Genomic DNA, 26,797 nt, shown 5'->3' with positions numbered 1-26,797 from the left:
GCCGGCCTGGGGTACGGCGTCGGCACGGCTGCGCTCGCCGTCGCGGCGGCCGCCGCGACGGCGAGCGCAGCCGTGCCGACGCCGTACCCCAGGCCGGCCCAGCGAGCGTCGCGACCGGCACGACGCCCAACGGGGGCAGTGCGGCGCCGATCGCGGCGCGGGCAGCCGTGCCGACGGCTCCGCCCGCCGCGACGAGGAGGATCGCGGAGGGGCGCAGGTGGAGGGGTCGCGTCACTCCGCGAGGTCCCAGGGCGCCGGGCGCGACGGGTCGCGGTCGGCGCGCGGGACGACGAGCACGGGGCGGTGCTGGCGGTGCGCGAGGTGGGCGGCGACGCTCCCGCTGAGGAACTCGGCGATGCTCGCGAGCACGCCCGCGTCGCGGGTGCCGACCACGATCATCCGCGCGTCGACCTCCTCGGCGACCTCGGCGAGCGCCAGGGCGGGCTCGCCCCGCGCCGCGCGCAGCGACCACTGCACGGTGCTGCCGTCCAGCTCGTGCTCGACCGTCTCGCGGAGCCCGGGCGGGAGGGACGGGCCCTCGCCGCGGTCGGCCGCGGCGCCGACGAAGCCGAGCGGGATGCCGCCGGTCATCGGATCGACGTACTCGCCGACGAGGTACGGATCGGCCGAGACCGACACGAGCAGCAGGGCGGCTCCGGCGTCGGCGGCGACGCGGGCGGCGGTGCGCAGGACCTCGGGTCGCTGGCCGTCGACGATGCCGACGAGGACGGGCCCGGTGGGGGTGGGTGCGGTCATGAGGAGCTCCTTCCCGGTTGCGCCCCATCCTGGCACCGCACGGGCGCGAGCGGTCGGAGCATCCGTGCCGGATCCGTCGTGATCGTTCCGTTATGCGCGGGCCTCGGGCTAGAGTGGCTCGTCGCCGGATCCCCACCGGCCCCCGACCCCCCGTCACCACCGTCATCCGAGGAGAACGCACGCGTGTCGAAGCCAGGCATTCCCATCCCTGAGGAGAGTGCCGGCACCCCGACCACTGCACCCCTGACCCGGCGCGAGGCCCGCGAGGCCGAGCGCCGTGCGGCCCGGGCCGAGACGGAGACGGGCGCGGCGACCGCCGGCACCGCGGTCGAGGGCAGCGGATCGGACGACTCCGCCGCTTCCGCAGGCGCTGGCGACTCCGCGCCCACCGCCGTCGACGCCGCAACGGCCGTGGCGACCGCTCCGACCGTCTCGGTCGAGGTCCCCGCCGTCGCCTCCCCCGCCTCCCGGTCGATCCCGGCCTCACCGCGCCGCGCGTCCGCCTCCCGCCCCGTCGCTCCCCGCGCCGCCGAGCCCGCCCGGGCCCGCGGCCTCAGCCGCCGCGCCCTGGCCTTCGGCACCTTCTCGGTGGTCGGCGGCCTCTTCGCCACGGCCGCGATCCCCGCGTACGGCGCCCGCAGCTCCTCCGCCACCGCGACCGGCCGCGCCGCCGCGAACCGGGTCGGCCTCCAGAACCTCACCGTCTCCTCCGACGCCGCCGGCCAGACCGCCGTCCGCGACGCCTTCGCCGCACCGACCCAGGCGCAGCTCGACGAGGCCAGCCGCCAGGCGGCCGTGCTCTCCGGATCCAACGGCGGCGAGTTCTCGACCGTGCAGACCCGCGCGGTCGGCGACGACTACCCGTGGCCCTACGAGACCATCGACGACGACGGCGGCGGACTCTCGCCCCTCGGCTACTACTACCGCGAGTGCGTCGACTTCGTGGCCTGGCGCCTCAACCGCGACGCCGGCCGCACCTCCGCGCCGTGGAAGTACACGTGGGGCAACATCACCCCGCTCGGCGGCAGCGCCTACGAGTGGCCGGACAACTGGGCCGCGAAGGGCTGGGCGACCAGCAGCGTCCCGATCGTCGGCTGCGTCGCGTGGTGGACCTACAACCACGTCTCCTACGTGCAGAAGGTCAACGACGACGGCACCGTGCTCCTCGAGGAGTACAACTACGGCGGCAAGCACAGCTACGTGACCCGCACCTTCCCCACCGCGCAGGTCCCGCTCTTCCTGTACCCGCCGGTCCTGTAGGCGGCCTGTCCCCGTCGCGCCTCGGCGGGCGGAGCGTCGCAGTCCCGCTCCCGGCGCGCGTCAGCCGAGCGCGGCGAGGAGGATCGCGAAGGCTGCCGTCGTCGGATCGACGAGCGCCATGTGGTCGGCGTCGGCGAGCTCGTGCAGCTGCACGGCGAGATGCCGGTCGGCGTATCGGCGGCTGTAGGCGACGGGGACGTCCTCGTCGAGTAGGCCGTGGATCAGCGTGGTCGGCTGCGGCGGCGCGGGCAGCTGCGCGGGGTCGGCGCCCGGGAGCAGCGCGAGGTCGCCGCCGAGGAGCTCCCCCACGGCGTCGTCGCTGAGGCGGTCGGCGGAGGCGGCGGCCAGGTCGAGCACGCCCGCCAGCGCCACCACAGCGGCGACGTGCGGCGACGGACGGGCGGCCTGCGACCAGACGGCGAGGTGGCCGCCGGCGGAGTGGCCGACGAGGGCGACCGGTCCGGCGCCGGGCAGCAGTGCCGGGAGCGCCGCGAGCGCGGCCAGGACGTCGTCGCCGGTGCTCGGCCAGCCGCCTCCCGTGTCGCCCGTGCGCCGGTACTCGGGGAGGAGCACGTCGTGCCCGCGGTCGGCCAGCGCCGCCGCGAGCGGCCGGGCGTGCCGCCGGTCCCACCGCGCCCGCCAGAACCCGCCGTGCACGAGCACGACCGGCCGGCGCGCGTCGCCGGGCGCCCCGCGGAAGACGTCCGCGATCTGCTCCGGAGCCTCCCCGTACCGGCGCACCTCGTCCGGCTCGCGCCCCTCCGACTGCTGCATCCCCCCAGTACCTCCCCCGCGGGACGCCACGTCGGTGCGCCCGGCACGGCGTGTCGCGTACCGGAGCGGCATCTCGCGGAGAGGGAGGGGAGGGCGCGGGAGCTCGCGTCAGGACTCGAACCAGCCCCGGGGGTGGTGGTCGGCCGTGAGGGGCGTGCGCGGCCGGGTCGGGCGGGCCCAGCGGACGGCGTTCGCCAGCACGCGCCGGATGTCCGGGTGGTGGTAGACGGGGTAGTCCTGGTCGCCGGGCGAGAAGTAGAAGACCTTCCCGAGGCCGCGGGTGTAGGTCACGCCGGAGCGGAACACCTCGCCGCCGGTGAACGTCGACAGGAACACCGTCTCCTCCGGCACCGGGATGTCGAAGTACTCGCCGTACATCTCCTGCTCGGGGATGATCAGCGGGCTGGGCACGCCCTCGGCGATCGGATGCGTGGGCGCGATCGTCCAGACCAGCTCGCGGTCGCGGTCGTTGCGCCACTTCAGCGAGCAGGTCGTGCCCATGAGCGCCTTGAAGATCGACGAGTAGTGGCCCGAGTGCAGGACCAGGATCCCCATCCCCTCCTGCACGTGCCGCAGGACCCGCTGGACGACCTCGTCCGACACCTCCTCGTGCGCGATGTGCCCCCACCACAGCAGCACGTCCGTCGTCGCGAGCGCCTCCTCGGTGAGCCCGTGCTCGGGCTCGGGGAGCGTCGCGGTGCGCACCGAGACGGCGTCGCCGAGCGACTCCGCGAGCCCGTTCGCGATGACGCGGTGGATGCCGTCCGGGTAGTGGCGCAGCACGGTCTCGTCGCCGCGGGTCTCGTGGCGGAACTCGTTCCAGACGAGGACCTCGATCGGGGCGCTCATGCGACCGCCACCTCCTGCTTCTCGGCGGCGGAGCGGTAGATCGCGTCGACCACCCGGCTGCGGTGCAGCGCGTACTCGCCGTAGTGGCCGGAGTAGCGGGGGCCGCCCGCGGGCGCGTCGGCTCCCGAGGCGATGGCCTCCAGGAACTCGGCGATGACGGAGCGGTGGTGCCCGGCGGGGACCTTCACGTCGGGGTGCGAGACGGTCGGCGCTCCGGCGACCTCGGAGTAGAGCGTCAGAGTCCCCTCCGTGGCGTAGTCGGCGATGTGGAGGCGCGCGCCCCCGGCCGAGCCGAGCAGCTCGACCTCGATGTCCTCGTCGACCTTCGAGTAGCTGGCCCAGGAGGCGTCGAGCTGGAGCGAGCGGCCGTTGTCGAGGCGCAGCAGGGCGCTCGAGAAGTCCTCCACCTCGAACGCGTGCGTGCCGGTGGCGGCGACGCCGTGCGGGCGCCCTCCGCGGCCGGAGCGGCCGATCTCGCCGTACGCGACCGCCGAGACGCTGGTCACGCGCGGCTCGTCGAGCAGGTGCAGCGCGATGTCGAGCACGTGGGAGCCGAGGTCGATGAGCGGGCCGCCGCCGGCGAGCTCCTTGCTGGTGAACCAGGAGCCGATGCCGGGGATGCCGGTGCGCCGCTGCCAGCTCGCGCGGGCGTGGTAGACGTCGCCCAGCGGCGCGTCGTCGAGGTAGTCGCGGAGGAAGGCGACGTCGGCGCGGCGGCGGTGGTTGTACGCGATCTCGAGCACCCGGTCGTTCGTGCGGGCGGCCTCGACCATCTCGGCCGCCAGCTCGGCGGTGGTGGCGAGCGGCTTCTCGCAGAAGACGTGCTTGCCGCTCGCGAGCGCGGCCACGGCGATCGGGTGGTGCAGGTGGTTCGGGACGCCGATGGAGACGACGTCGAGGTCGTCGCGGGCGACGAGCTCCTCCCAGTCGGCGTAGAGGTCGGGGACGCCGCGGGTCGCGCCGAGTTCGTGCAAGCGCGCCTCCTCCTGGCCGGCGAGCGCGACGACGCGGGCGCCGGGCAGGGACTGGAAGGCGTCGAGGTGGGTGGTGCCGGCGAAGCCGAGGCCGACGACCCCCACGCGCAGCTCAGTGGTGTTCTCTGTCATGCGCCGAGCCTACTCGAATCGATTCGAGCACTCCATGGGCGGTGCGGCCTCCCGGAGCATCCGGCAGGCCGGCTTCAGGCCGCGAGGCGCGCCTCGAGCGCGGCGAGCGACGCGCGCAGGGCCGGCGCCTCGAGGGCGTCGCCGTCGGCGGCGGCGTGCGCGGCGGCGAACGCCTGGACCTGGCGGTGCAGCTCGACGCGGGTCCCGCCGCGGGCGACGACCGCGAGCCGCTCGGCGAGGCGCACGCCGGCGCGGACGACGAGCGGCTGCTCCATCGCGTACGAGCGCAGGGCGAGGAACACGTCGGCCAGAAGCTCGCCCGCTCGAGGCCACGGGACGACCAGGCGGACGACTCCGTCGGCGTCGGAGTAGCGGCCGCGCGCCTCCGGCCGACCGCAGAGGTCGACGAGCGCGCTGGTCAGGGCCTCGACGGCGCCGACCGCGGTGTACGGGTCGTTGGTGCCGGTCGCGAGCCCGCGGACTCCGATCTCGACCACCTGCTGGACGGCGTAGCGGAGGTCCTGGTGCGGGGTGCGCGCGTCGGCGACGACGACCGCGGCGACCGCCTCCTCCTGGGCGACGGACCCCTCCAGGACCTCGAGCACCGGGTCGCCGACGAGGACGTGGTCGCCGGGCAGCGCGAGCACCCGGAGCCGCGCGTCGCCGCGGCGGGCCAGGGCGACCAGCCGCTCGACCTCGAGCTGCTCGACGTAGCCCCCGCGCACCGCACACAGCACGACCGGCTCGCGCCCCGCCGGCGGCAGGGCCTCCTCCGCGAGCAGGGCCTCCTGCGCGTCCACCGGCTCCTCACCGTCCTCCGGATGCAGTCGCTCGATCACGTCGACGAGCTCGCCGAGCACCCGCTGCTGCAGCGTCGTCACCTGCACCGACAGCGCGATGTGGTGGATGAAGTAGACGAGCACCGCGACGTCGCCCACCGCGAGCAGCACCGAGAACGAGACGGCCACCACCGGCACGAACGTCAGCGACGCGTCCTCCTCGGTGTGCACCGCGCGCAGCACGATCAGCGAGTACAGGAACGTGGACGTGAGCACCGCCAGGACGACCTGGTTGCCGCGGTCGGCCATGAAGTTGCGGACCAGCCGGGGCCCGTAGGCGGAGGACGTGGTCGCCAGCACCGAGATCGTGATCGAGAACGAGGTCGCGGCGACGCCCAGCATCGTCCCGCCGATCGCCGAGAGGATCGCCCGGCCGCCGGTCGGCGACAGGTCCTCGATCAGGGGGATGTCGCTGACGCCGGCGCGGACCAGCAGATGGTCGACCTCGACCAGCCCCAGCGCCAGCCCGACGGCGAGGACGCCGAACAGGGCCGGGAGGAACCAGAAGGATTCGCGGAGGTGGAGGAGCCGGGAGCGCATCCTCGAAGGCTAGAGCGGCGCCTCCTCGCGGGCCGCGCCGCCGCGGAGGCTTGCGCGCCGGGCCGGGACGTGCCGCGGAGGCGACGTCGCGTCAGGGCCGTCCGCACTGCGGGGGCGTCGTCGCGACGGACGCCGGACGCACCGGAGGCGCCGACCCCCGGGGATCGGCGCCTCCGCAGGGCGTCAGGTGACGTTGATGAGCGTGCGCTGCCAGCCGGAGGATCCGTCGGGCGCGACCGGCGCGCGGTCCTCGATCTGAACCATGCCGTTCTTGTCGACCGCGCGGACCGCGACGTAGTGCGAGCCGGGCTGGGCGTCCCAGTCGACGAACCACTGCACCCAGGTGTCGAGGTTGACCGGGGTCGAGAGCGTCGCCTCCTGCCAGTCGCCGTTGTCGATGCTCACCTCGACCTTCTCGATGCCGATGCTCTGCGCCCAGGCGACGCCCGCGATCTTGAGAGCGCCCGAGGTGACGGGGACGCCGATCCGCGGGGTGTCGATCCGCGAGGACATCTTGATGGGGGCCTCGGCGGAGTAGCCGCGCGGGGTCCAGTAGGCCTGGTCGGCCTCGAAGGTGGTGACCTTGAGCTCGGTGAGCCACTTGGTGGCCGAGACGTAGCCGTAGAGGCCGGGCACGATCATCCGCACCGGGAAGCCGTGCTCGAACGGGAGGGGCTCGCCGTTCATGCCGACGGCGAGGATCGCGTCGAGGTTCTCGTCCGTGACCGCGGTGATCGGGGTGGACGCCGTGTAGCCGTCGCTGCTGGTCGAGAGGAGCATGTCGGCTCCGCTCTGCACGCCGGCCATCTTCAGCACGTCGCGCAGGGGGACGCCGAGCCACTTGGCGTTGCCGACGAGGTTGCCGCCGACCTGGTTCGAGACGCAGGTGAGGGTGATGCCGTACTCGTCGAGGCCCATGTCGAAGATCTGCTGGAGGTTCAGCGTCACCTCGCGGTCGACCATGCCGGTGATCTTCAGCGACCAGGCCGACGGGTCCAGGTTGGGCACGGTGAGGGCGGTGTCGACGCGGTAGAAGTCGGCGTTCGGCGTGTAGAGCGGGGTGATGCCCTCGATGTCGAGCTCGGCGCCCGCGGGGACCGAGACGGTGCTGCGCGGGGACGGCAGGCGCAGGGCGTCGCGGACACCGGCGAGGGAGGAGGTCGCCGCGTTGACTAGGCGGGCACCGGTGCCGACGACTGCCGCGCCGACGGCGGAGATCAGCGCGATGCGGAAGAAGCCGCGGCGCTCGAGGGCGCCCGGACGGGCCTCGGAGGATGTTCCCCTGGCCTCCGAGGCCCGGGCCGCACGCCAGCCGCGCAGGCGCGTGAAGAGGAGGTGCATGACGACGACGGCGACGACGAGTCCGACCAGCGTGGGCACCGCAGCGAGCGGCGACGCTCCGGTGCGGGTCACGATGGCGGCGATCGAGAGGCCGCCGGCGATCACGAGCAGCACCTGGCCGAGCGGCGGGCGGACCAGCTGGAGCACTCCGGCGATCGCGGCGGCGACGACGACCGCGGCGCCCACGCTGCCGAGCAGGAAGGTCTTGTCGTTCTCGCCGAACGTCTCGATCGCGAACTCCTTGAGCGGGCGCGGGACGATGTCGACGATGAAGGCGCCGAGCGCGAGCACGGGGCTCGCGGTGCGGGCGACCGCGAGGGCGATGAGCTCGGCGACGGCGAGGAGGACTCCGCCCGTGACGATGCCCGCGAGGGCGGCGAGCAGGAAGTAGAGAGCTCGATGCTCGCGCACAGGTGCCGCTGTCTGGTTCATGGAGGAGAGTTTTCTCCCGCGACCTGCCGTTTCCCAGGGTGTCCCTGGTTTGGTCGTGTAAGCGCCTTTTTCATAACGAACAGGTAACGCACAGCGGCGGCATCTCGACGGGATCACCTCTCGCTCGGCCCGCCGCCGGGCCTCACCGCGCGCGACGCCCCCGCCGGAGGACCGCCGCGTTCGCGGTGACGATGAGGGCGATGCCGATCCATCCGGCCGCGCCGACGTCCTGCCCGAGCACGACCGCGCCGATGAGGGCGGCCAGGACGGGGTTGGCGCTCATGAGCGTCCCGAACACGCCCGCCGGGAGCCTCCGGAGCGCGATCACGTCGGCCACGAACGGGACGGCCGTCGCCAGGACGCCGGCGCCGACCGCCAGGAGCACGGTGCCCGCGTCGGGGCGGGTCGAGACGAGCGTCCAGACGGCGACGGGCAGGAAGACGGCGGCGGAGATCCCGGTCGCCGTGGCGGTCCCCTGCGCTCCGGGCAGACGGAGTCCGATGATCCGGTTGAGCAGGATGTACGCGGCCCAGCAGCACGCGGCCGCGAGACCGAGCGCGATCCCCACCTGGTCGGACGATGGCCTCGGCCCGGCGATCGCGACGACGCCTGCTCCGGCGACGAGGGCGCAGAGCGCGCTGGTCCTGCTCCGGGAGCCGAGGAGCGCGACCGCCAGCGGCCCGCAGAACTCCAGGGTCACCGCCAGCCCCAGCCCGATGCGGTCGATGGCCGCGTAGAGCGTGAGGTTCATCGCTCCGAACACCACGGCGAGGAGCAGGACGGGCCACCACTGCGCGCGGGTCAGGTCGCGGATCCGCGGCCGCACGACCGGGAGGAGGATCAGCGCGGCGACGATCTGCCGGACGGCGACCACTCCGACGGATCCCAGGACCGGGAAGGCCAGAGTCCCGGAGGCCGCCCCGAGCTGGTTCGAGAGGGCGCTCGCGAGGGCGGTCGCGACGCCGACGGTCCGGCCGTCGCCGGGGAGCTGCTTCGTCATGCCGGAAGTCTGCGAGCCGTCCGGCCCCGGCTCACAATGCATCACCGGTCCGATCGATGCGGGAACCGCATGAATAGGATGCGGTCATGGATCTGGAACTGCGCCACCTCCGGTCGTTCGTCGGCGTCGTGGACGCCGGGACCTTCACCGACGCGGGGATCGACCTCGGCATCTCCCAGACGGCGGTCTCCCGCAACGTCGCGGCGCTCGAGTCCGTCCTCGGACGAAGGCTCCTCCACCGGACGACCCGCAGCGTCGAGCTCGCGCCGGCGGGCGAGCGGGTGCTGCGGCACGCCCGCCGCGTCCTGGCCGTCGTCGACGATCTGCGCGAGGAGGCGGCGGCCGGGACGGACACGATCCGGATCGGCTACGCCTGGTCGGCTCTCGGCGAGCACACCCAGGAGTTCCAGCGCCGCTGGGCCGCGGCGCTCCCCCGCCACGAGCTGCGGCTGATCCGCTCCAACACGCCCACCGCGGGGCTCGCGGAGGGCCTCAGCGATCTCGCGATCCTCCGGCGCGGATCTCCGGCTGCGGACGTCGAGTCGGCTCTGATCGGCACCGAGAAGCGCTACTGCGCCCTGTCCGTCGACGACCCGCTCGCCGCGAAGCGCACGGTCACCCTCGCCCAGGTGGCGACCGCTCCGCTCGCGCTCGACGACCGGACCGGGAGCACCCGGCTCGACCTCTGGCCCGAGCACGACCGGCCGCGGATCACCGTCCCGACGACCGACGTCGACGACTGGCTCACGGTGATCAGCAGCGGCACCGCCCGCGGAGTGACCGCGGAGTCGACGGTGAGCCAGTACCGACGGCAGGGCCTCGCCTACCGGGTCGTCCGCGACGCCCCGCCGGTCCCCGTGCACGCCGCGTGGATCCGGAGCGACCCGCCGCCCGTCCTGGGCGACGTCATCGGGCTGCTCCAGGGCCTCTACCGCGCCTCCGACTGACGACGACGGCCGCCGGGGGCGATCCCCGGCGGCCGTCGTCGTCACGTCACTTGCAGGTGAGAGCGGAGTACGCGGCCTGCTTCGTGGTCGTCACTGCGGCTCCGTCCAGGGTGGCCGTCGCGGTCACCGTCGCCGAGCCCGCGGCCACCGAGGCGGCGCGGGTGGTGAAGGCGTGGGACGCGCTCGACCCCGGAGCGATCCCGGTGAACGACTTCGAGCCCCAGGAGGACGCGATGGTGATCGCCGCTGGGACCTTCGCGTCGTTCCGAGCGGAGACCGTCACCACGACCTTGCCCGCCACGCAGCGGCTGGTGGCCGCCACGGTCGTCGGTACCGTCGCCGCGGAGGCGCGGACGATGGAGAGGCGGTAGGTCGCTGTCGTCGTGTGGTCCTGCGCCGACGACTCGACGACCACGCTCGTCGTGCCCGACGCCGCGAGCGGCACCGTGCGGCGGAGGGTGTCGTCGATCAGCACGCCGTCGACCTTCACCAAGCCGCTGGGCACGGCCGGGTCCAGGTCGAGCGAGACGCTCGTCGTGCCGGCCGGCACCGTGAGCGTGTGGTCCCTGACCCCGGCGGCGAGAGCCGGCGAGAGCGTCCCGACGTCGGAGGAGAGCTTCGTCAGCTCCGGGTCCGCAGCGTAGGTGGTCGACTCGGTCGTGTAGACCCCGAAGACACCGCCGACGTAGCTGGATCCGGTGCCCTGGAAGCGCACCGTGACGACGGGGATCTTCTGCCCCTTCGCGTCGAGCACGTACTTCCCGCTCTGGTCGCGCTTGTAGCTGTCCTTCGCGGCGAGACCGCTGAGGATCGACGCCGGGATCCGGTCGTACTGGACGTACCAGCTCGTCGCTCCGGCCGCTCCCGAGACCACCTCGGTCTTGAGCTTCACGTCGTTGAGGTAGACGTCGAAGGTGCGTCCCGCGTCGCCGCCGTAGTAGCGGACCCCGAGGTAGTTCGCCGGCAGAGCCGGGTCGACGATCATGTCGTACTGGAAGTACGCCTCCGCCGAGCGCTCGCCGTCGCGGTACCCCTCGCCGCGCCAGGTCCCCACCGAGGACCGCGCGGTCTTGTAGTTCTTGTCGGCCTCGCTGTTGTTGTTGTCGAAGGAGGTGAGGGAGTCGATCGTCGTCTCGTCGACGCGCAGCTGCTCCTTCTGCGTCCGGATCAGCTCCTGGGCCGCGGCCGAGTCGGGCTCGATCAGGGTCATGTAGGTCGCGTAGCGGGCGTTGTAGAGGCTGTAGTACGGAGTGAACACCCGGGCGGCGGACGCGGCGTCGACGTTCTTCATGCCGAAGCGCATCGTCGTGCGGCCGTTGCCGTCCGCGCCGTCGGGCAGGCGGACCAGGTTGCCGCGGACCGCGGACTTCCAGGCCGCGGAGTCCGCGACGACGACGTTCGAGTTCACGGACTTGTCGGCCGTGCCCATGCGCACCAGGACGCCGGCGACGTAGGACGCCTCGACGTTCGAGCGGTTGAGCTCGGTCGCCAGCAGCACCGGTCCGTAGCGGAACGCGGTCCAGTCGGGGTTCTCCGTGTCCGCGACCGCGCTGACCGCGGCGGGCAGCTTCCAGGTCAGCACGTCACCGGCGGCGACGGCGACCGAGACGTATCCGGCCTGGGCCGTGACGGCACGGACGGCACCGTTCACGGTGAGCGTCGGCGCTCCGTCGATCCAGGACGGCACGCGCAGCTTGAGGGTCGTGTCCGCGGCCACGGCTCCTCCGGCCAGCGCTTCGACCCTCAGGGTCGCCGTGTCCGTGCTCGGGATGTCCGCCGTCTGGGTCAGCCGGAGGTTGTTCGCGGAGGAGCGGAGGACCGAGGAGCGGAACTGGTTCACGAAGACGGTCTTCGGCTTCTCGAAGTAGATCGAGTCGCCGAGCTTGGTGAAGCTCTCGATACCCGAGCCGTGGTCGCACCAGAACTCGTCGAGCTCGTGCCCGAAGACCTTGGCGTAGCCCGCGGTCTGCGGCTGGAAGTAGGTCACCATGCCGGTGTCCGGGTTCTGCACCGAGAGGACGCCGTTGATGAACGTCTCCTCGTAGAAGTCGGCGTACTTCACGTCCTCGGTCACCTGGAACAGCGCCCGGGTGAGCTTGAGCATGTTGTAGATGTTGCAGCCCTCGGAGGTCGAGTTCTCGCCGTAGCCGGTGGTCTGGCCGTTCGTGGCGTACTCGTACAGGGTGCCGGGTGCGTGGAAGTGCTCGGACTGGCTGTTGCCGCCGTTGGCGTAGGTGTGGGTCTCGTCGACCATGCGCCAGAAGTTCTCGGCGGCACGGCGGTACATGTCGAGATCCGACTTCTCCGCGGCGGTGAGCGTGGCGTAGAGCGCCGGGTCGTCGGTGAAGACGCGGTAGCGCTTCAGCGCGCCGATCAGCTTCGGGACGGTCGTGTTCGCGTGCAGCCCGTTGAGGACGTCCTCGTTGTTCGCGAGCTTCTGGAACAGCGCGGTCTCGTCGAAGTACTCGGCCGCGCGCTTGTGCGCCGGGTCGTGCGTGGTCTCGTACAGGCGGTAGAGCGCCTCGTTCATTCCGCCGTACTCCGTGTTCAGGAGCTGCCCGGGGTTGGCCTGGCGGCCCGCCCAGGCGGTGATCCAGCTGCCGAAGCCGCCGGCGACGGTGAGCGCCTTCTGCGAGACGGCGTCGGGCGCCTGGTCGTGGGCGTCGAGGAGGCCTGCGAGCACCTTGTGCAGGTTGTAGAAGGGGACGAGCAGGCCGTCGCCGCCCGAGGGGAGGTAGCGGGTCGGGAACGGCGAGACGTAGCCGGCGTTCGCGGGGTCCTTCAGCGCGTAGGCGTCCTGGACCTTCTTCAGACCGTCGACGGAAGCGGTGAGCTTCGCGAGCAGAGCCGCCTTGGTGGCCGCGTCCTCCTCGGTCGCGTAGGCCTGCGAGAGCGCCGAGAGGTAGTGGCCGAAGAAGTGGCCCTGGAACCGGGTGCCGTTCTCGCGCTCCCAGCCCCCGTATCCGCCGCTGGTGGTCGGCGTGAGCCCGGCCTCGCGGTAGAAGGAGTAGAGGAACATCTCGGGGTCGAGGCTCAGCAGGTACTCGACGGTCTGCTGCTCCCCGTTCTCGAGGTAGGGGTCCTGCACGGAGACGTCGGACAGGCCGGCCTCCAGAAGGTAGTTCGACGTCTTCACTCCCCGGGGCTGCACCTGGAGAGTGTAGGTCTTCGTGACCGCGGTGCTGCCCCCGTAGGTGGCGGAGCCGGTGAGGACGACCTGCGTCGCGGAGCCGGTGGGCGGCGTGACCGCGGCCGTGCCTCCGCTGATCGCGACGGTCGCCGGGTCGGAGGAGGTCCAGCTGAGGGCGGACCCCTTCGCGCCGACGGTGGGCAGGGTGAAGCCGGTGCTGGTGCTCGCGGGCGGGGCGACCAGCTCGAGGTCGGCCCGTGCGATGCTCGCGGGGTCGAAGGAGGGGTTGCCGGCCTTCGTCAGGGCGACGACGTCGGTGGTGGTCGCGACGCCGTTGTAGAGCGCGTAGTCGTCGAGCAGGCCGCGCAGGTGCGCGCCGTTGTACTGGGGGCCGTTGAAGCCGAGGGTCTTCGTCGAGGTGCTCTCGGAGCCGAGGACGCCGGATGCGGAGGAGGACGGCGCGGTCTTGACGACGGCGGTCTGCTTCACCCCGTTGCGGTAGAAGGCGACGGCCTTGGTGCTCTTGTCGTACGTGGCGACCACGTGCGTCCACTCCCCCGCGGGGAAGAAGCCGGAGCGCGCGGTCTCGACGGCGACCTTGTACGGCTGACCGCCGGACGGGCCGATCGAGAGGGCGAGCGGAGTGCCGTCGCCCTCGGAGGTGAGGTACCAGCCGTCGGAGTTGTAGGCGGTCTTGTTCCAGGTGAAGACCTGCTCACCGGTCATCGCGCTGGTCGGCTTGTACCAGAACGAGACGGTGAGGTCGGCGGGCTGCAGCGCCGCCGCAGTGCCGAGCGAGATCGCGTTCGATCCGGTGAACTCGAACGCCCGGCCGTTCAGGCCGGTGCCGTAGGAGGCGGTGCCCTTCTGCATCCCGAGGGCGGTACCACGACCGCTGGTGTCGGCGAGCGACCCGTCGAACGGGAGCTCGAGCACCTTCGCGGCGTCGAGCGAGGTGGTGGGGGCGGCCTGGGCCGTGGGGCCGACCGACAGGAGACCCGCCGTCAGCGCCATCACCGCCACGGTGGCCAGGGGGAGTCGTCGTCTCATTCGTGAGGCCTCTCGTCGTTGAGAAATCCGGCCCAGGGGGGCGGGCCGCCTTGGATGTTACCGTTAACAATAGTTTTCGGCGAGGTTTCGGTGAGAGGACTGACAGGGTCCTCGAGCGCTCAGCGGCGCCGGTCCAGAGCCGCCCGGAGGTACGGAGCGGTGCGACTGCCCGCGGCCTCGGCGACCTCCTCCGGAGTGCCCGTCGCGACCACCGAGCCGCCGGCCCGGCCCGCCCCCGGGCCGAGGTCCACGACCCAGTCCGCGTCGGCGACGACGCGCATGTCGTGCTCGACGACGATCACCGTGTTGCCCGCGTCGACCAGGTGCTGCAGGTGCTCGAGCAGGCGGTCGGCGTCGGCGGGGTGCAGGCCCGACGTCGGCTCGTCGAGCAGGTAGAGCGTGTCCCCGCGCTGGGCGCGACGCAGCTCCGAGGCGAGCTTCACCCGCTGCGCCTCTCCCCCGGACAGCTCGGGCGCCGGCTGGCCGAGCGAGACGTAGCCGAGCCCCACGTCCACCAGCGCGTCGAGGTGGCGGGCGACCTCGCGGTCCTCGGCGAAGGCCTCGCGCGCATCGGCGACGCTCAGCGCGAGGACGTCGGCGATCGTCCGGCCGCCCAGGGTGACCTCGAGCGTCTCGTCGTTGTACCGGGTGCCGCCGCACGCCGAGCAGGGCGCCTCGACGGTCGGGAGGAACAGCAGCTCCACCTCCACGGAGCCCTCGCCCTTGCAGACGGGGCAGCGCCCGCTGGGCAGGTTGAAGGAGAATCGGCTCGCCGAGAAGCGGCGGCGCTTCGCCTCCGGAGTGGCCGCGAAGAGCGTCCGCACCCGGTCGAACAGGCCCGTGTACGTCGCGACGTTCGAGCGCGAGGTCCGGCCGATCGGGGTCTGGGTCACCTGCACCACCCGGCGCAGGCGGTCCGCGGGCCCGGAGGCGGTGCCGCGGGTCGCCGCCGCGGCCGCGTCGAGCAGCGGGTCCGCCTCCCCACCCTCCTCGGCCGACGCGTCCTCGGAGACGTCGGCGCGGAGCGAGGCGCGCAGCAGATCGGGCAGCGCCTGGTTCACGAGCGTCGACTTGCCCGATCCGGAGACGCCGGTGACCGCGGTGAGAACCCCGACCGGGAACGCGACGGAGAGGTTGTCGAGGGTGTGCCGCGAGACTCCGGCGAGCTCGATCCACTGCTCCGCGGTGCGGCGGGAGCGCAGCGGCGCCGGGTCGCCCTCGGGGAAGAGGTAGCGGCGGGTGACGGAGCCGCGGGCGCCCGGCAGGCCGTCGAGCGGGCCGGAGTAGACGACGGTGCCGCCCCCCGACCCCGCGCCCGGGCCGATGTCGACGATCCAGTCGGCCTCGCGGATGACGTCGAGGGAGTGCTCGACGAAGAAGACGGTGTTGCCGGTCGCCCGCAGGGTCCGCAGGATGCCGAGCAGCGCCTCCGTGTCGGCGGGGTGCAGGCCCGTGGACGGCTCGTCGAGCACGAAGACGACGCCGAAGAGGCGCGAGAGCACCTGCGTCGCGAGGCGCATCCGCTGGAGCTCCCCCGAGGAGAGCGTCGGCGTGGAGCGGTCGAGCGAGAGGTGGCCGAGGCCCAGGTCGACGATCGGCGCGAGGCGGGCGACGAGGTCCTCGACCAGCCGCTGCGCGGCCAGGCGGGTCTGCGGAGCGCCGTCGGCCGGGGTCCAGCCGGGCTCCAGCACGCGCCGCGCGACGACGACCAGCTCCTCGAGCGGGAGCGCTGACAGCTCGGTGATGTCGAGCCCCTCGAAGGTGACGGCGAGCGCGTCGGGCTTCAGCCTCCGGCCGCCGCACACCGGGCAGGCGACGCTGACGACGAACGAGGCCGCGCGCTCGCGCATCCGGGCGCTCTTCGAGCCGGCGAAGGTGTCGAGCACGTAGCGGCGCACCCCGAGGAACGTGCTCATGTAGCGCGGCTCGTCACCGGCGGCCACGGCCGCGCGCACCTCCGCGGGAGAGCGGTCGGTCCACACGGGAACCTGCGGGGAGTCGGGAGTGTGCAGGATCCAGTCGCGGTCCTCCGCGGGCAGGTCGCGCCACGGAGCGTCGATGTCGTGTCCGAGCGAGATCAGGCTGTCGCGCAGCTGCTTGCCGTGCCAGGCGGTCGGCCAGGCGGCGAGCGCCCCGTCGCGGATCGAGAGCGAGTCGTCCGGCACCATCAGCTCGTCGGGGACGTCGTAGACCCGGCCGATGCCGTGGCAGCTGGGGCACGCGCCCTGCACGGTGTTGGCCGAGAAGTCCTCTGCGAGCAGCATCGGCGCGCCCTCGGGATAGGCGCCGATGCGCGAGAACACCATCCGCACCACGCTCGAGAGCGTCGTCGCACTGCCGACCGTGGAGCGGGCCGAGCCCCCGGAGCGCCGCTGCGGGAGGGCGACGGCCGGCGGCAGGCCCTCGATCGAGTCGACGTCCGGCACGCCGACCTGGTCGATCAGCCGCCGCGCGTAGGGGGCGACCGACTCGAAGTAGCGGCGCTGCGCCTCCGCGTAGAGCGTGCCGAAGGCGAGCGAGCTCTTGCCCGATCCGGAGACCCCCGTGAAGGCGACGAGGGTGTCGCGCGGCACGTCGACGTCGATGCTCCGGAGGTTGTTCTCGCGGGCGCCGCGCACGCGGACGCGGTCGAGGGGGTCGGTGGTTCCAGGCGCGCTCATCCGTACAGCCTGCCGTGCCGGGATGTGGGGCGGCCCGCGCGGAGCGCTGAGGCGCCGGACGCCGAGACGGCCCGCTCCCGGCCGAGGCACCGCGGTGAGGCGGTGTCTCGGACGGGGCGGGCCGTCTCGGCGTCAGCGGCGCGCGTGCGTCAGCAGGTGCGCGCCGGGTAGGCCGCGGTCAGGGCGCCCGCGGTGAGCGAGGCGGCCGGGACGGAGGCCTGACGGGTGGTGAAGGCGGCCGAGGCGCTGGCGCCGGGGGCGGCGGTCAGCGTCTGCGAGGCGCCGAACGGCGAGCGGATGACGACCGAGAGGGGCGTCGTGCCCGTGTTCTTCACCACTCCGGTGAGGACGACCTTGCCCGCGACGCAGCGGGTGGACGCGGTGAGCGTCGAGGTCGGTGCCGTCACCACCACGGTCGCGGTGACCGTGACGGCCGTGGAGCTCGAGAGCCGACGGTCGGCGGCGTCGTAGGCCGTCGATCCGTTCGCGCCCACCCACTGGTTGTCGTTCGCACCGATGGTGCGGACGACTCCGGTGACGGAGTAGCGGCCGGGCGCCGTCGCCACCGCGGAGGTGTTCCAGGTGACCGGCTGCGAGGCGGTGCCCCGGTTGTAGGCGAGCACGACGTCGGCGCGGGCGGGCAGAGCCGCCGCGGCGTCGGCGCCGGAGGCGACCGTCACCTCGCCGAGGTCGGAGCGGACCGCGGAGGCGGCGTCGGCCGAGCGGACCTCGGCGTACTGCCCCGCGGTCAGCGAGACGATGCCGCCGTGCTTGGTCGACGAGGCGAGCGAGAAGCCCGGGTCGGTGAGCTGGGTCCAGCCCGTGTCGAGGTCGTTCGTCACCATCGGCTTGTAGCCGGTCGCGGGGATCACGTCGACGTACAGGTACCAGGTGTCCTCGCCGTGGTCCTTGAACACCGCGGGGCCCTCGACCCCACCGGGGTTGCCGCCGGACCACACCGCGCCGATGCGCGACTGGATCTGCGTCCACGAGGTCGTCGGCAGCCACCAGGTCGCCGAGGTGGTCGACTCCATGTAGATGCCCTTGCCGGTGCCGTTGTCCTTCGAGATCCGGTAGGTCGTGCCGGAGTCCTGGATCAGCGTGGTGTCGATCGTGTCGGCCCCGGTGTCGATGAAGGTGCCGCCGTACGAGTAGGTGGCCTGCGTGAAGTCCGTGGTCGCTCCCCAGAGCACGCGGGAGGATCCGGTGCCCGGCGTGTGCGCCGCGGTCGGGTAGACCGTCGAGGACCAGTAGACGACGAACGCGCCCTTGCCGGGTCCCGCGTAGTCCGGCACCCACGTGGCCTCGGGAGCCCACATCATGCCGGCCTCGAGCTTCTTCGTCCCCGCGGCGTCGAGCGCCACGTCGAACTGGCGGACGTCGCTCCACGACACGAGGTCGCTCGACTCCCAGACGTTCATCTTCGTGCTGCCCTTGGTGGTCCAGTAGCACCAGGTGTCGCAGGTGCTGGGGCCCCGGTCGCCGCCGAAGACGCGGAGGTCCGTGGCGATGATGTAGTACTTCTTCGTGTCGGGGTTGTAGGTCAGGTACGGGTCGCGGACACCGGTGGTGCCGAGGTCGGAGGCCAGGATCGGCTTCGCGCCGTTGAGCGGGTCCCACTTCTCCGGGTCGTCGCCGCGGGAGACGTCGAGGTAGATCTTCTCGGCGTAGCCCTGGGAGTCCTCGACGAAGTGGACCATCAGGTAGCCGTAGGGGGTGTCGACGCCGACCTGCGGCTCGACGGTCACGGCGACCGAGCGGGTCTGCACGATTCCGCGGATCGACGCCGTCGCGGTGAGCGACGAGGTGCGCGCGGCCTGGCCCACGGCGGGGCGGTCGGCGCTGAGGGTGCGGCCGTCGGCCGAGACGCGCAGGGTCGGGTCGCTGGAGGACCAGGTCACCGCTCCCCCGTAGTCGGGCAGGTTCGTGGTCGAGTCGTCGACGGTGAGCGGGGCGACCCCGGCCAGCACGGCGGCGGCGATCGGGGAGAACGTGGAGGCGTGAGGCTTCGCGTCGACGCTCGACACGGCCACCACCTCCGCCCCGGTGAGCGCGCGGTCGTAGACGCGGAACGCCGAGACCTCGCCCGTGTAGAACGGGTCGGGGTACGGTGCTCGGCCGATCGTGTTCAGCGACTGGTCCGCCACCGACGAGGGGCGCAGAGCGGTGGGCGCCGAGGCGACCTGGACGCCGTCGACGAAGAACGAGATCGTGCCGGCGCTGCCGTCGATCACCGAGGTGAGGCTGTACCAGCGGTCGGCGGTCAGGGCGGAGGCGCTGCGGGCGTTGTTCTCGCCGTTCCCTCCGCTGGTCGTGATCGCGGTGCGCACCCGGTCGCGGACGGACGCGAACCAGTACTGGTTCGTGCTGTCGCTGCCGATGTTCCACAGGAAGTGGAAGTTCGAGAGCATCGACGCGTCGGCGCGGGTCTCGATCGTGACGGTGGCCGACGAGCGGCCGGTCAGCAGGTTCGCGGGCAGCTGCACCCAGGGGGCGGTGGTGCTGCTCTTGGGGCCGCCGGTGAGGCGGAGCGACGTGCCGGTCCAGAGCGCGTCGGTCGCGTTGCGGACGGTGGCGGCTCCCACGCCTCCGCTCACGGTGTTCGGGACCGTGCTGCCGGTGGTCTGCGTGAACCGGTAGTCGGCGAGGAGGCCCTGCTGCGGGATCACGGCATCGGCCGCCTGCGCGGCCGGAGCCGGGGCGACGAGGCCCGAGAGCAGCACTGCTCCGAGGCCGAGCGCGGCGAGCGCTGCGCGCAGCGGCGCTCGCCGCGCGGGTGTGGTGGTGGGGGGCATGGTGCTCCTTCAGTGGAGTGGTGCGGTTCAGGGAGGGGGAGAGGATCTCGGGGTGCCGAGCCCTGCTGGGTCGAGCAGCGCCGTCAGGGGCGTGTCGGAGCCTGTGTGCGGAGCACGAGGGGCTCGATACGCCGCCGGGCGGCTGCTCGACCGGCAGGGAGGGGCAGCCGCTCGACCGGCACGAGGGATCAGCCGCCGGGGTTCGTGTCGGTGTACCCGGTGGTCGGGGCGGTGGTGCCGAGTGCCGCGAGGGTGGGCGCCTTCCGCATCACGACGGGGTTGCCCGGGCTGTCGCGACCATGGAGCAGTCGCCGTCGTGGAACTCGATCGCGGGGTCGGCGGTGTCCGGCGCGATCGGGTCGGTGGAGGTCGGCTCGCCGAGGGCGACGGCCGGGGAGGCGGCGGTGAAGGGCAGCGGAGCCACCGCGGCGAGGAGGATCAGCAGCCCGGCCGTGTGGCGGCGCCGGAGCCCCGCGGATCGGGGGAGCTCGGCGTCGACGGGCGTCGATGCGGTCGTCATCGTGACTCCATCGTCAGGGGCGGCGTGGGGCCCGGAGGCGCACCGTGAGCGGCGCGCCCCCGGGGGCGGGGGGGCTGCGGAGAGGCGCCGGAGGGCGCCAACAGGAGAGGCCCGGTGGACCTCGGAGAAGAACTCGCCGTGACTCGCAGGATCCGGCGCGACCTCCACCTCGAGGCCTCCGACGCCGCCAGCTGCACGGTTTGTTCACGGTAACAGGGCGTCTGCGCAAACTCAACGGCCCCCGTGAGCGGGGGTGGCATCGCTTCACGGCGCCTGCGGTCCCCGCGGTCGCTCTCGTCACGGAGGAAGGATCCGCGGCGCCCCGCGGAACGGCGCAGGCGACGTGGGCCGGATCGGACGTTCGTCACGAGTCGTGATCAGCACCGCCGTCCCGAGCCGCCGTCCTCTTTCTTCCACCGCCGCTCGCGCCTCCGCCTCCGCTGTCAAGAGGGGAGAGACGGTCCGCGCCCCTCGCCTAGGGTGCCGGGATGCCCCGCACCCGGACGTCCCGCGCCGCCCTCGCCTGGCGGGAGGCGGTCACCGGCTCGCGCCTGATGCTCGCTCTCAAGACGGCGCTGGCGGTCGGCATCGCCTGGGCCGTCGCGCCGCTCGCTCCCGGAGTCGCGGAGCAGTACCCGTACTACGCGCCGCTCGGCGCCCTGGTCAGCATGTACCCGACCTTGATGGGCTCGGTCCGCACCGGACTGCAGACCCTGCTCGGGCTCGCGGCGGGGATCGGCCTCGCCGCCCTCGTGGTCGTCACCGTCGGACCGACCTGGTGGACGATCCCGCTCGTCGTCGGGATCGGCGTGGTCCTCTCGGGGACGGGGTGGTTCGGCGCGGGCCGCGAGTACGTGCCGATGGCGGCCCTCTTCGTGCTCATCATCGGCGGGGCCGACGCCGAGGACTACTCCCTCGGCTACCTCGTGCAGATGGCGGTGGGCGTGGTGGTGGGGCTGCTGGTGAACGTGGTCGTCGCCCCCGGGCTCACCGTCGAGGCGGCGTCCGCCCGGGTCGACGCGTTCCAGCGCGAGCTCGCGGAGCACCTGCGCCAGCTGGCCGCCGCGCTCGAGGAGACGTGGCCGCCCGAGCACGAGGCCTGGGCGCGCAACGGCGAGGAGCTGGCCCGGACGGCGGAGGAGGTCCGCGCGGCCCTCGCGGACGCGGACGAGAGCCGCAAGGGCAACCCGCGCGCACTGCTGCACCGGCGCGACTCCCGACCCGACCACCTCCGCCTCGAGACGCTCGACGCGATCCTCTTCCACGTCCGCGATCTGAGCGGCGCCCTCGCGGACACCATCTGGGAGCGGCCGGGCGCGCTCCCGTTCGATCCGGCGCTCGGCCCGCCGCTGAGCGAGGCCTGCCGGGCGGTCGCCGACGCGATCGACCGCGACGACGCCGACTCCCCCGCCGCGCACCGGGCGATCGGGGGCGCGGCCCGCGCGATCCGGCACCTCGTGCAGGTCGTCGACGAGCGGACCGCCGCGACCTCCCGGACCCTCGGGCCCGGCGTCCTCGCGGCGATGCACCTCCGCCGCGTCCTGGTGCGCCTGCAGCACGACGGCGCGGAACCGCAGGAGGAGTGAGGTCTGGCGCCTCCCGCCCCATACTGATATGGTGATGGGACATCAGGAGGACGGGGACGACGTGGAGCGGACGGTGACGACGACGAGCCTCCGTGGTCGCACGCCGGAGCGGGCGACCACGGAGGCTCACCTGGCCTTCGGGCAGGCGCTACTCGCAGACGAAGAAGGCGACCTCCACGTAGCCCATCGTCTGCGAACGGGTGTCGACGTCGGAGTTCTCGACGGTCACGCCGGACGCGGCGAAGCTGCTGCCTCCTGCGCCCGTCGACGCGTTGGCCGCGTAGGAGCCGCCACCCCGCACCCACAGGGAGGTGCCGCCGCCGGCACCTCCGAAGTAGCCGCCGCCACCGCCACCGGACGCATAGGTCACCTGGCGGCTCGCGTTCGTCCTCGGTGCGCCGGCACCGCCGTCGCGCCCGGAGCCCGGGCTGCCGAGAACCGACTCGGTCACGTTCACCGTCGTCACACCGGGCTGCCCCGGCCCGGTCTGGCTTCCGCCGGTGCTCGGAGCCTGCTCGGTGGAGCCGGTGCTGCTGTCGCGCGCGAGACGGCGCTGTCGTAGCCGGAGCCGCCGACGGGGCCGCCGGACCCCGCGTTCGGCCCGACGCGGGCGGACCGGGTGAAGTCGTTCGAGGTGAAGCCGGCTGCGCTACCGCCGCCGCCGCCCGCGATGACGAGCAGGGAGCCCGCGGCGGTGATCCCGCTGGCCCCGCCCCCTCCTCCGGAGCCGATGTAGCCCGGAGTGCCCGGAGCCCCGCCGTTGCCGAGCCCCCGGCCGCCGGCCTGGTTGCTGCCGCCCGAGCCCGCGGTGATGACGATCTCGGACGCTCCGCCGAGCGCGTCGACGGGGATGGTGCCCGTCACCCGCGCACCGGCGCTGGTGACGTCCGACCCGGTGCGGACGCCGCCGCCGTCTCCGCCGACCGCCGTGAAGCGGACCCACTGGGTTCCCGCGGGCACGGGGATCGTCCGGGCCGCGAGCGCGGTGGTCGAGGTGGCGTCGATGCGCTGCGCGTCCTGCAGGGCGCACTGGGGGGCGGTTGATGCCGACGCCATCGGAGCGGCGATCGAGGCGGCCACAACAGGAATCGCCCATGCGGCGCCCTTCACCACGGTTCGGCGCTGGGTCAGACGATCGGGGGCGCCGGTCGGCGTGCTGGTGTCTTCGTTCTGCATCGGAGTCCTTCTGTCATCGTGCACCCCTGGGTATCGGGGGCAGAGTCGGGTGAGAGGCGCGGGAGGATGCCCGTGCCGCTCCGACAGAGTCGCCTGCTCCGCGACGGGGCACGCCGCTCGAGGCCGCTCTGGCGCGAACCTGCCCTGAGGCGGCGCGCCGCGCCCCCCGCGCCTCATCCTCAGCGACTTCTCCGCAGCGCCGACCAGTCGTGCACGACGTCGCAGATGCCCCGTCGGACTCGCCGATACGGACCCTCCGAGCGGGCGGCCCGACTCGCGAGCACCCCGGACCGAGCGGCCCGGAGAGCCCGCGACGGCCGAGCGCAGAACCCGACGTCAGTCCGGCGCCGGCCCGCGACGGCCGAACGGGCAGCCCGGCGTCAGCCCGGCGTCACGCCCCGACGGCCGAACGGCCAGCCCGGCATCAGCCCAGCGCCAGCCCGGCGTCAGCCCGCGTCGGCGAGCAGCGCCTCGCGGTCGAGCCGCTTCGCGTAGCAGCGGGCGCTCGGCTCGTCGCCCCAGTAGCCGTAGCCCGCGATCGGGTCGTAGCCGGCGCTCGCGTAGAGCGCCATCGCCTCCGGCTGCTCCGTGCCGGTGACCAGTCGGAGCAGCTCCACGCCCTCGCGGGCCGCCAGCCGCTCGACGCCGGCGAGCAGCACGCGGCTGAGCCCGCGGCCCCGCGCGGCGCTCACCACGAACATCCGCTTGATCTCGCCGATGCCGTCCTCGACCGCGAGCGCCACGCAGCCGACGAGCCCGCCGTCGACCTCGAGCAGCAGGGTCGGAGCGTCGGCGGGCGGACGCGGACCGGTGTCGTCGCCGCCGTAGCGGGCGAGGAGGTCGGCCTCCTGCAGGGCGAAGAGGTCCGTGGCGGCCGGGTCTCCGGCCGTGGTCTCGATCAGGCGGTGCACGGCACGATGCTACGGCGCGGCGGCGAGCCCCGCGGCGATCCCGGTCAGCTGCTCGAGCACGACCCGCACGGCCGAGCGCTCCAGCGTCTCGGGCCGGGCGAGGCAGTCGATGTGGCGGCCGAGCCCCGGGATCCCGAGCGGCCGCAGCACCACCTCCGGCGTGCGCCGCAGGTCGGTCGTGTACCGCGGCAGCAGCGCCACGCCGTCGCCCGCCGACACGACCGCCGCCGCGACCAGGAAGTCGTTGATCCGGTGCGGGATGCGCGCGTCGCCGCCCGCGAGGACCGCGATGGCGTCGATCGCCCGTTCCAGGGGGAAGCCCTCGTGCACCGCGACCCACTCCTCGTCGCGGAGGTCGGCGGGACGGACGACGTCCTTCGCGGCGAGCGGATGGTCGCGCCGCAGCGCGAGGTCGAGCGGCTCGAAGAGGAGGGGCGTGGAGCGCACGGTCCCGGGCCACTCGGCGCTGCCGGCGAGCCGGTGCGCGACGACCAGGTCGTGATCCGCGGTCAGCCCGGCGAAGGCGCTCTGCGCCACGTCGAAGTCGGCGAGCGCGACGCCCGGCCGACCCGGTGCGCGCAGCGCCTCCAGCAGCGGGCCGAACATCGCCAGCCCCGCGCTGTGGAACGCAGCGACCGAGACGGTGCCGCTCGGCTCCCCCTCGAAGTCCGCGACCGCCCGCGCCGCGCGCTCGAGCGCCACCTCCACCTCGACCACGGCGGCCGCGAGAGCGCGGCCGGCGGGGGTCAGCGCGGTCCGGCGCCCGTCGCGGAAGGTCAGCGCCGTCGGCGTGCGGCGCTGCAGCGCGCTGATCTGCTGCGAGACGGAGGAGGGGGACACCCGCATCGCGGCGGCGACGGCGGCGATGCTCCCGCGCTCGCCGAGCTCCCGCAGAGCCCTGAGCTGTCCGAGTTCCATGAGCTCCAACTTACGCGTCGGCGAAGAAGATGCAGTCTTGTCCTGCGGGTCTCTGTGCCGCCACGATGAGCCGTGCGCGCTCTCCTCTCCCGCTTCCGGGTCGACCTCCTCCTGCTCGTGGTCGCCGCCTCCTGGGGCTCGACCTACTTCGCGGCGAAGGAGCTCGTCACCGACTCGAGCGTGATGGCGCTGCTCGGCTCGCGGATGACCCTCGCCGCCCTGTGCCTGGCCGTGATCGTCGCAGCGCGGCGGCACCGGATCACCGCGGCGGAGTGGCGGGTCGGCGTGACCATCGGGGCGCTGCTCGCGACGATCTTCGCGCTCGAGACCTACGGCATCGCCGGCACCTCCGCCACCAACGCGGGCCTCATCATCAGCCTGACGATCGTGATCACGCCGATCCTCGACTCCGCCGTCTCGAGGCGCCGGCTCCCGGGCCGCTTCCTGCTCGCATGCCTCGTCGCGGTCGTCGGAGTCGCGCTGCTCGCCGGCAACGGCGCCCTCCGCCCGCTCTCCCCCGGCGACCTGCTGATCCTCGGCGCCGCCGTCGTACGGGCCGTGCACGTCACCTCGATGCACCGCCTCTCGGCCCGGGCGCCGATGGACTCCCTCCGCCTGACCACGGTCCAGCTCGGCACCTGCGCCGTCGTCTTCAGCGCCGCGTCGCTCGTCGTCGGCGTGCCGATCCCCGAGTACGTCGCGGGACTCGACCCCGTGGGCGCCGGCCTGTTCCTCTACCTCGTCCTGGTCTGCACCGTCTTCGGCTTCCTCGTGCAGACGTGGGCGGTCCGCCGCACCTCCCCCTCCCGCGTCAGCCTCCTGCTGGGCACCGAGCCGGTGTGGGCCGCGGTCGTCGGAGTCGCGCTCGCCCGCGACCCGATCGCGCCGGTCGGCTTCCTCGGCATCGCGCTGATCCTCGCGGGCACGGCCTGGGGCCGCTCCCTCGAGCAGCGGACGACGCCCGACGTGCCGACCGCGGCGGCCGCTCCGGAGGCGCTGCTCGCCCCCGAGCCGGAGGACGAGCACCGGCGTCCCGTCGAGCGGTAGCCGGGTCAAGGGACTCGCGTGCGGCGTCCCGATGTGGGGGAATCGGATCGGGAGGCGTCCGCCGCGGGCGCCGCCGGAGGAGGATCCATGTCGCTCAGCGTGCTGTTCATCGGCGGGACGGGCATCATCAGCGCCGCCTGCGTCCGCGAGGCGCTGCGGCTCGGCCACGACGTGACCGTGCTGAACCGGGGGCGGACGTCGCTCCGCCCGCTGCCCGAGGGCGTCCGCGAGGTGCAGGCCGACGGCCGCGACCGCGACTCCGTCACCGCCGCCCTCGGCGACCGGAGCTTCGACGCCGTGATCGACTTCGTCGCCTTCACTCCCGAGCACGTGCAGCAGGACATCGACGTGTTCGCCGGCCGCACGGGCCAGTACGTCTTCATCAGCTCGGCCTCGGCCTACCAGAAGCCGCCGCGCAGCGTCCCGGTCACCGAGTCGACTCCGCTCCGGAACCCCTACTGGCAGTACTCCCGCGACAAGATCGCGTGCGAGGACCTGCTCGTGGCCGAGTACCGCGCGAGCGGCTTCCCGGTCACGATCGTCCGCCCCTCCCACACCTACGACCGCACCGCGCTGCCCGTCGACGGAGGCTGGACCGTCGTCGACCGGATGCGCCGCGGCCAGGAGGTGGTCGTCCTCGGCGACGGCACCTCGCTCTGGACGCTCACGCACGCCGACGACGTCGCCGTCGGCCTGGTCGGCCTCCTCGGCGCCTCCGCCGCGATCGGCGAGGCCTTCCACATCACCGGCGACGAGACGCCGACCTGGGACGAGATCCACCGCTGCCTCGCCGCGGCGGCCGGAGTCGAGCCGCGCCTCGTGCACGTCGCCTCCGACGCGATCGCCGCCGCCGACCCCGAGCTCGGTGCCGGGATCATCGGCGACAAGGCGCACTCGATGGTGTTCGACAACGCGAAGATCCGCCGCCTCGTCCCGGCGTACTCCCCCTCGGTGCGCTTCAGCGACGGCGCCCGCGAGATCGTGGAGTGGTACGACGCCGACGAGTCGCGCCGCGTGGTCGACGAGCGGATGAACGGCCTGTTCGACGCGCTGATCGAGCGGTACCGGCCGCGCCCGCGAGGATCAGCGCGATGCCGAGGAAGCCGACCGGCGCGATCGGGTCGCGGGCGAGCGCGACTCCGACGACCGCGGCCCACACC

20 protein-coding genes are annotated in these 26,797 nt (G+C 73.4%); 5 read left to right on the top strand and 15 right to left on the bottom strand.

The window, feature by feature from the left end:
• Nucleotides 1–231 precede the first annotated feature (231 nt).
• Entirely contained in the window at nucleotides 232–756 is a 525-nt protein-coding gene (locus C5C37_RS17275) for a universal stress protein (protein WP_104239244.1), read from the bottom strand.
• A gap of 183 nt (nucleotides 757–939) precedes the next feature.
• Here C5C37_RS17275 and C5C37_RS15845 point away from each other — a divergent pair, with 183 nt between their 5' ends.
• Nucleotides 940–2,016 carry a CHAP domain-containing protein gene (locus C5C37_RS15845; RefSeq protein WP_181073507.1) on the top strand — a complete coding sequence of 359 codons (1,077 nt, stop codon included), beginning with the start codon at nucleotides 940–942 and terminating at the stop codon, nucleotides 2,014–2,016.
• A 60-nt stretch (nucleotides 2,017–2,076) separates the two neighbouring features.
• On the opposite strand, the gene C5C37_RS15840 is transcribed toward C5C37_RS15845, so the two are convergent.
• The 6 genes from C5C37_RS15840 to C5C37_RS15815 form a co-directional block, all read right to left on the bottom strand.
• The gene (locus C5C37_RS15840) at nucleotides 2,077–2,790 is read right to left on the bottom strand and encodes an alpha/beta hydrolase (RefSeq protein ID WP_104339246.1); all 714 of its coding nucleotides are present in this window, start codon (nucleotides 2,788–2,790) and stop codon (nucleotides 2,077–2,079) included.
• A gap of 108 nt (nucleotides 2,791–2,898) precedes the next feature.
• A complete protein-coding gene (locus tag C5C37_RS15835; RefSeq protein ID WP_104339245.1) occupies nucleotides 2,899–3,639 on the bottom strand; it encodes a ThuA domain-containing protein in 741 nt (246 codons plus the stop codon).
• Nucleotides 3,636–4,745 carry a Gfo/Idh/MocA family protein gene (locus C5C37_RS15830; protein WP_104248208.1) on the bottom strand — a complete coding sequence of 370 codons (1,110 nt, stop codon included), beginning with the start codon at nucleotides 4,743–4,745 and terminating at the stop codon, nucleotides 3,636–3,638. The genes C5C37_RS15835 and C5C37_RS15830 overlap by 4 nt, the downstream gene beginning before the upstream one ends.
• 74 nt (nucleotides 4,746–4,819) lie before the next feature.
• Nucleotides 4,820–6,124: a DUF2254 domain-containing protein gene (locus tag C5C37_RS15825; protein ID WP_104339244.1), complete on the bottom strand. Its 1,305-nt coding sequence runs from the start codon at nucleotides 6,122–6,124 to the stop codon at nucleotides 4,820–4,822.
• 183 nt (nucleotides 6,125–6,307) lie between these two features.
• Nucleotides 6,308–7,897, bottom strand: a complete 1,590-nt coding sequence (locus C5C37_RS15820; protein ID WP_104226578.1) for a molybdopterin-dependent oxidoreductase — start codon at nucleotides 7,895–7,897, stop codon at nucleotides 6,308–6,310.
• Nucleotides 7,898–8,039: 142 nt separating this feature from the next.
• The gene (locus C5C37_RS15815) at nucleotides 8,040–8,897 is read right to left on the bottom strand and encodes a DMT family transporter (RefSeq protein ID WP_104335843.1); all 858 of its coding nucleotides are present in this window, start codon (nucleotides 8,895–8,897) and stop codon (nucleotides 8,040–8,042) included.
• A gap of 86 nt (nucleotides 8,898–8,983) precedes the next feature.
• Here C5C37_RS15815 and C5C37_RS15810 point away from each other — a divergent pair, with 86 nt between their 5' ends.
• The gene (locus C5C37_RS15810; protein WP_104339243.1) at nucleotides 8,984–9,844 is read left to right on the top strand and encodes a LysR family transcriptional regulator; all 861 of its coding nucleotides are present in this window, start codon (nucleotides 8,984–8,986) and stop codon (nucleotides 9,842–9,844) included.
• Between the two features lie 46 nt (nucleotides 9,845–9,890).
• Here the strand turns inward: C5C37_RS15810 and C5C37_RS15805 are convergent, their stop codons facing one another.
• The 4 genes from C5C37_RS15805 to C5C37_RS15790 all read right to left on the bottom strand — a co-directional run bounded on the left by C5C37_RS15805 (nucleotide 9,891) and on the right by C5C37_RS15790 (nucleotide 19,999).
• On the bottom strand, nucleotides 9,891–14,024 hold the full coding sequence (locus tag C5C37_RS15805; RefSeq protein ID WP_104339242.1) for a beta-L-arabinofuranosidase domain-containing protein: 4,134 nt from the start codon (nucleotides 14,022–14,024) through the stop codon (nucleotides 9,891–9,893).
• Between the two features lie 119 nt (nucleotides 14,025–14,143).
• Nucleotides 14,144–16,684 (bottom strand): excinuclease ABC subunit UvrA, encoded by a 2,541-nt coding sequence (locus tag C5C37_RS15800; RefSeq protein ID WP_104339241.1) that lies wholly within the window; start codon nucleotides 16,682–16,684, stop codon nucleotides 14,144–14,146.
• A 149-nt stretch (nucleotides 16,685–16,833) separates the two neighbouring features.
• Nucleotides 16,834–19,479, bottom strand: a complete 2,646-nt coding sequence (locus tag C5C37_RS15795; protein WP_104339240.1) for a LamG-like jellyroll fold domain-containing protein — start codon at nucleotides 19,477–19,479, stop codon at nucleotides 16,834–16,836.
• Between the two features lie 268 nt (nucleotides 19,480–19,747).
• Nucleotides 19,748–19,999 carry a hypothetical protein gene (locus C5C37_RS15790; RefSeq protein WP_104226573.1) on the bottom strand — a complete coding sequence of 84 codons (252 nt, stop codon included), beginning with the start codon at nucleotides 19,997–19,999 and terminating at the stop codon, nucleotides 19,748–19,750.
• Nucleotides 20,000–20,487: 488 nt separating this feature from the next.
• Between C5C37_RS15790 and C5C37_RS15785 the strand changes: the two genes are divergently transcribed.
• Complete coding sequence (locus tag C5C37_RS15785; RefSeq protein ID WP_104339239.1) at nucleotides 20,488–21,585, top strand: aromatic acid exporter family protein; 1,098 nt, start codon at nucleotides 20,488–20,490, stop codon at nucleotides 21,583–21,585.
• A 148-nt stretch (nucleotides 21,586–21,733) separates the two neighbouring features.
• On the opposite strand, the gene C5C37_RS15780 is transcribed toward C5C37_RS15785, so the two are convergent.
• From C5C37_RS15780 to C5C37_RS15765, 4 genes are all read right to left on the bottom strand, one after another.
• On the bottom strand, nucleotides 21,734–22,036 hold the full coding sequence (locus C5C37_RS15780) for a hypothetical protein (protein WP_146085257.1): 303 nt from the start codon (nucleotides 22,034–22,036) through the stop codon (nucleotides 21,734–21,736).
• An 11-nt stretch (nucleotides 22,037–22,047) separates the two neighbouring features.
• Nucleotides 22,048–22,761 (bottom strand): hypothetical protein, encoded by a 714-nt coding sequence (locus C5C37_RS15775; RefSeq protein WP_146085256.1) that lies wholly within the window; start codon nucleotides 22,759–22,761, stop codon nucleotides 22,048–22,050.
• 446 nt (nucleotides 22,762–23,207) lie between these two features.
• Nucleotides 23,208–23,672 carry a GNAT family N-acetyltransferase gene (locus C5C37_RS15770; protein ID WP_104226986.1) on the bottom strand — a complete coding sequence of 155 codons (465 nt, stop codon included), beginning with the start codon at nucleotides 23,670–23,672 and terminating at the stop codon, nucleotides 23,208–23,210.
• 9 nt (nucleotides 23,673–23,681) lie between these two features.
• Nucleotides 23,682–24,590 carry a LysR family transcriptional regulator gene (locus C5C37_RS15765; protein WP_104226987.1) on the bottom strand — a complete coding sequence of 303 codons (909 nt, stop codon included), beginning with the start codon at nucleotides 24,588–24,590 and terminating at the stop codon, nucleotides 23,682–23,684.
• Between the two features lie 72 nt (nucleotides 24,591–24,662).
• On the opposite strand from C5C37_RS15765, the gene C5C37_RS15760 reads away from it, so the two are divergent.
• Both C5C37_RS15760 and C5C37_RS15755 read left to right on the top strand, forming a co-directional pair.
• On the top strand, nucleotides 24,663–25,637 hold the full coding sequence (locus C5C37_RS15760; RefSeq protein WP_219814502.1) for a DMT family transporter: 975 nt from the start codon (nucleotides 24,663–24,665) through the stop codon (nucleotides 25,635–25,637).
• 87 nt (nucleotides 25,638–25,724) lie between these two features.
• Nucleotides 25,725–26,797, top strand: a 1,073-nt coding sequence (locus C5C37_RS15755) for an SDR family oxidoreductase (protein WP_104339236.1), incomplete at its 3' end; no start/stop codon positions are given.

Source organism: Rathayibacter sp. AY1F9 (genome assembly GCF_002932155.1).
Taxonomy (GTDB): domain Bacteria; phylum Actinomycetota; class Actinomycetes; order Actinomycetales; family Microbacteriaceae; genus Rathayibacter.
The sequence above is the reverse complement of the archived record's forward strand: the minus strand, read 5'-3'. Positions and strand labels throughout refer to the sequence as shown.